Here is a 4677-nt window from a genome sequence, read left to right on the forward strand (position 1 = left end):
GCCCGCGCCCCGCGGCTTCTGGGTTGCCGCCAGGGCCCCGCGCGGCCGTGCTCCCCGCGGCGGGACGGGACGGTGGCGTTGGGCGCTACCCCTCCACCACCCTTCGGGCGGTCCCCCTCCCCTTGCAGGGGAGGATCTGGCCTCAGGCGCGCTTGCGGCCGAAACCGGCGACGCGCGGCGGCATCTGGGGCCGGGCGGCTTCCTCTGCCCGGGTGACAGCCGCCGCTTCGGCCTCGCGCCGCGCCATATAGCGCGCCATCACCGCATCGGCATCGAAGTCGCTCACCGGCTCCTCAACCTCGCGCGGCGCCTCGCGCGGTGCGTTCATCGCCTGGGTGAGTGCGGCCTTGGAAACCCGCGCCGCGCCGCCGACGAACCCGTCGCCCCCGCGCAGCTTCTCCATATCCGCCAGCCGCGCGATCACGGTGGCCTTGTCCATGGCGAGCAGATTGAAGGGAATGGTGATCTTCGCCTTGCCGAGCACGCCGCCACTGTGGGTGATGCGGATCGAATGCTGCCGGTTCACCGGGATGAAGCCATAGATATACTGCGTCAGCGTGTGCACCTCGATGCCCGTCACCTCGCGCCAGTTCAGCCGCCGCGACGCGCCGAGCGGATGGAGATGGATCTGCCGCTCGTCATACTCGATCGCCTTGAGATCGCTGAACACCCGCCCGAGCCTGCCAATGGACGCCAGCGGCCCGCCAACGATCAGGATCACCCCGACGATCATCCCGATGGGGCCGGCAAACAGGCTGAAGAGACCCAGCACCGGCGCAAGGATCAGCAGAAAGGCCCCGCTGGTGATCAGTTTTGCACGGCTGTAGTAGAGTGTGGTCATCGTCGGTCTCCGGGGGGAACCTCGCATGCCATTGGTTACGATCGGTTTAGCACCGGGCGGGGACATGTTTTGATACGTCCGGAACGGATTGCGCCATCGGCTTCACCATCGAATACGCCCCGGGCCACCTGACCCGCCGCCTGATGGGCTGGCGGAGCGAATTCGGCGGCGATGCCTTCTGGGCAGAGCGTCTGGGCCGCCGCGTGGCGGGGCTTGGCGGCCACGGTCAATGGCGCGAAATGGCAGCGCGGACGGACCGGCTGGTGGGGTGAGGCTTTGCTTGGGGCGGAGCTCAGAGAGCCTGTCCCTACCATGGAGCGCACCGGGTTTTCACGGTCAGGCTTCCGCGCTGGGCAATCAGCGCAATACCAATGTTTCGTTCCATTTGCCGGTTGCTGGCTCGCCGGGGCGCACTCGGCCCAAGGATCGGCGTAGGGGCGCCACCGCGGTCCGTTAATCTTATGGCGCCGCAAGCGCAGTCTCATAAGTGCCGATGGCCAGGAGAATGGCCATTTTGGGACGACTGGCCCGAGCGACTCATTGACAAAATCTAACGAATCATGCTTACCGAATATATGTATGGCCGGATCAGATCGGTCACCTGAACTTGTCGGATTAGGGGCTGGGCTGATGACCGTACACATGAAAGCGACCTTGAAGGCGTCAGTCGCACTGGCGATTGCGACCTGCGCACTCGCGTCAGGCAACGCGCAGGCCGCTGAGGTGCTGACCAATGGCAGCTTCGAAGCGCCTTCGATTGGTGGCGGAAATTATACCTATCCCGGGCTGCCCTATGGCACCGTTCAGGGCTATCCCGCCACCTTGGCCGGATGGACTTATGCCGGTTCTGCGCTTGTTGGCGCAACGGGTGGCAATGCTTGGTACGGTGGCTCAGCACCTGCCGGGCAGGATGGCGCGCAGTTTGCAGCGCTGCAGGGCACCAGCACGTTGTCGCAGGTTTTCTCGACGACTGGCGGCATTGCGACATTGTCGTGGCTGGCCGCTGGTCGTCCGTCGTTCGGTTGCTGCAACGGCAATCAGTCGTACAACGTGTTGCTCAACAGCAATCTCCTGGGAACCTTTTCCACGGTTAACGGTCAGGCGTTTGGTCTCAATACGATCAATCTGAACACACTCGCTGCGGGAACTTACACCCTGACCTTTGCCGGCCTGGCCACCACGGATGATACGGCCTTTATTGACAAGGTCAGCCTGAGCGCCGTGCCCGAACCGGCAACCTGGGCCATGATGCTTCTCGGTTTCGGCTTGGTCGGTGCTGGCCTGCGCAGCCGCCGCAAGCAGTCGGTTCGCGTAACCTACGCCTGAGCGGCTGATCCGCTTTACAAGTTTTGGCCGTCGATCCCCCGGGATCGGCGGCCTTGTTGTATATGCGCAAATGGCAATCGGCGATGGTTGCTGAATGCCTTCAAGGTGAAAAGCTGACCCGCTGCCTGATGGGCAGGAGCCGCGAATTCGGCGGCGATGCCTTCTGGGCGGAGCGGCTGGGTGCTTGCCACCAATACTGTGAATCGCGACCAATCTGGAGCCATCCCGGCGACCGGCAATTGTCTCGCGGGTCGGCCAAAGCTAGGTTTGCCGAAAAGCCACGGCCACACCCATTGTCCGGGCGCAAACAACGAGTTGGACGGAAGGCTTGGAATGATCTTCGAGCAGATTGCCACGGGTGGCTGCCAATCCTATCTGGTCGGGTGCGAAGCGACGGGGGCGGCGGTCCTGATCGATCCGGAGCACCGCCAGATTGACCGCTATATCGGCCTTGCCCATCAACGGGGCGTGCAGGTTCGCTATATTATCGATACCCATACCCATGCAGACCACTTTTCCGGCAGCCGGGATCTGGGGCGGGCGCTGTCCGCTCCGGTGGTGATGTACCGGACCAGTCCCGCGCCTTACGCCGAGATGCGGCTCGATGATGGCGATATGCTGATTGTCGGGAATCTGCGCCTCAAAGCGCTGCATACACCAGGGCACACGCAGGATTCGATGTGCCTGTTGATGGATGACCGCGTGTTTACCGGGGACACCCTGCTCATTGGCGGCACCGGGCGAACCGATCTGCCCTCGGGCGATCCCCATGCGCTGTATGAGAGCCTGTTCCAGAAGATCCTCAAGCTGCCCGCCGAGACGCTGGTCTACCCGGCGCACGAATACAAAGGCCGGACCCATTCCACGATCGGCGCCGAAATCGCTGAAAACCCGCGGCTGCAGAAGACCGACCGCGGCGAATTCGTGGACATGATGCAGCACCTCGACCTTGCCGCGCCGACCCATCTGACCGAGGCGCTGCGCACGAACATGACCGGCGGCAAGTCGGTTGCCCAGCTGCTCTCCGAAGCCGGCGCAAAGGTGCCGTTCATGGCGCTGGCAGAGCTTGGCGAAAGGCTCGGCAGCAATAGCCGTGACCTTGTCATCCTCGACGTGCGCGAGCGGGATGCCTTCGCCAGTGGGCATATTCCTGGCGCGAGGCACTTGCCGCGGGGCCAGCTCGAACTCAGGGTCAATACCGAATTTCCGGATCCAACGGTGCGGATCGTGACCTGCTGCGAGTTCGGCAAGATCTCGACGCTGGCGGCGGCGACTTTGCGCGAGCTGGGGTTCAGCCGGGCGACTGCGCTCGATGGCGGCATGAAAGCCTGGAAGGATGCCGACTATCCGGTGGAGAGCGCGGGCTGATCAGGCATACCCCTTCCGTCAGGCTGGGCACGTTTCGTCGTTGCACCATCCCTTGACCCCATCCCCCGCACCCCTTAATCGTTCAGTTAAACGAACGCATTCGGGAGTCGGAGAGCCATGGCTACAGCCTATATCGTTGATGCAGTGCGGACCGCGGGCGGGCGCAGGAATGGGCGGCTGGCAGGGGTTCACCCGGTCGATCTTTCGGCGGCGACGCTGGATGCCCTGATCGAGCGGACGGGGATCGATGGCGCGGCTGTCGAGGATGTGATCATGGGCTGCGTCTCGCAGGGCGGGCAGCAGGCGGGGCAGGTGGGGCGCAATGCCGTGCTCGCCGCCGAGCGCCTGCCGGATTCGGTGCCGGCCGTCACCATCGACCGCCAGTGCGGCTCCTCGCAGCAGGCGATCCAGTTTGCCGCGCAGGCGGTGATGTCGGGCGTGCAGGACATGGTCATCGCCGCAGGCGTCGAGAGCATGACGCGCGTGCCGATGGGCTCGACCGCGATCTTTCACATGAAGGAGGGGCTGGGCAACTACAAGTCGCCGCGCCTTGAAGAGAAGTATCCGGGCATCATGTTCTCGCAGTTCATGGGCGCGGAAATGATCGTGAAGAAGCACGGCTTCACCAAGGATCAGCTCGATGCCTTCGCGCTCTCCAGCCACCTCAAGGCGATTGCCGCGACGCAGGCGAATGCCTTCGCGAACGAGATCGTGCCCATCGCCATCGAGTCGCCGGACGGCCCCGCGATGCACACCGTGGACGAAGGCATCCGCTTCGACGCGAGCCTTGAATCGATCGCGGGCGTCAAGCTGCTCTCGCCCGATGGCTCGCTCACGGCGGCGAGCTCCAGCCAGATCTGCGACGGCGCGAGCGCGGCGCTGATCGTTTCGGAAGCGGCCTTGAAGGCCCACAACCTCACCCCGCTGGCGCGCATCCACAACCTGACCGTTACGGCGGGCGATCCGGTGATCATGCTGGAAGAACCGCTCTTCGCCACCGACAAGGCGCTGAAGCGGGCGGGGATGAAGATCGATGATATCGACCTTTACGAAGTGAACGAGGCCTTTGCCTCGGTGCCGATGGCCTGGCTGAAGCACACCGGCGCGAACCCGGACAAGCTCAACGTCAACGGCGGCGCGAT

The 4677-nt window shown here is 64.0% G+C and carries 5 protein-coding genes; 4 read left to right on the top strand and 1 reads right to left on the bottom strand.

Going from position 1 to position 4677, the window contains the following annotated elements:
- Window positions 1–142: 142 nt before the first annotated feature.
- Window positions 143–841 carry a hypothetical protein gene (locus tag K5Q19_RS17150; RefSeq protein WP_292947803.1) on the bottom strand — a complete coding sequence of 233 codons (699 nt, stop codon included), beginning with the start codon at window positions 839–841 and terminating at the stop codon, window positions 143–145.
- A gap of 143 nt (window positions 842–984) precedes the next feature.
- Here K5Q19_RS17150 and K5Q19_RS17155 point away from each other — a divergent pair, with 143 nt between their 5' ends.
- From K5Q19_RS17155 to K5Q19_RS17170, 4 genes are all read left to right on the top strand, one after another.
- On the top strand, window positions 985–1113 hold the full coding sequence (locus K5Q19_RS17155; protein ID WP_292947805.1) for a hypothetical protein: 129 nt from the start codon (window positions 985–987) through the stop codon (window positions 1111–1113).
- Window positions 1114–1471: 358 nt separating this feature from the next.
- A complete protein-coding gene (locus tag K5Q19_RS17160; RefSeq protein WP_292947808.1) occupies window positions 1472–2167 on the top strand; it encodes an FxDxF family PEP-CTERM protein in 696 nt (231 codons plus the stop codon).
- Between the two features lie 333 nt (window positions 2168–2500).
- Window positions 2501–3535, top strand: coding sequence for an MBL fold metallo-hydrolase (locus K5Q19_RS17165; protein ID WP_292947811.1), 1035 nt, complete (start codon window positions 2501–2503; stop codon window positions 3533–3535).
- 117 nt (window positions 3536–3652) lie between these two features.
- Window positions 3653–4677 (top strand): acetyl-CoA C-acetyltransferase (locus K5Q19_RS17170; RefSeq protein WP_292947814.1); only part of this gene is annotated, 1025 nt, incomplete at its 3' end.

Source organism: Novosphingobium sp. (assembly GCF_019748365.1).
Lineage (GTDB): Bacteria > Pseudomonadota > Alphaproteobacteria > Sphingomonadales > Sphingomonadaceae > Novosphingobium.

Bases quoted from the DNA above. Each gene is read 5' to 3' on its own strand.
- K5Q19_RS17155 (WP_292947805.1), top strand. From the start codon at position 985: ATGGGCTGGCGGAGCGAATTCGGCGGCGATGCCTTCTGGGCAGAGCGT.
- K5Q19_RS17150 (WP_292947803.1), bottom strand. From the start codon at position 841: ATGACCACACTCTACTACAGCCGTGCAAAACTGATCACCAGCGGGGCC.
- K5Q19_RS17165 (WP_292947811.1), top strand. From the start codon at position 2,501: ATGATCTTCGAGCAGATTGCCACGGGTGGCTGCCAATCCTATCTGGTC.
- K5Q19_RS17160 (WP_292947808.1), top strand. From the start codon at position 1,472: ATGACCGTACACATGAAAGCGACCTTGAAGGCGTCAGTCGCACTGGCG.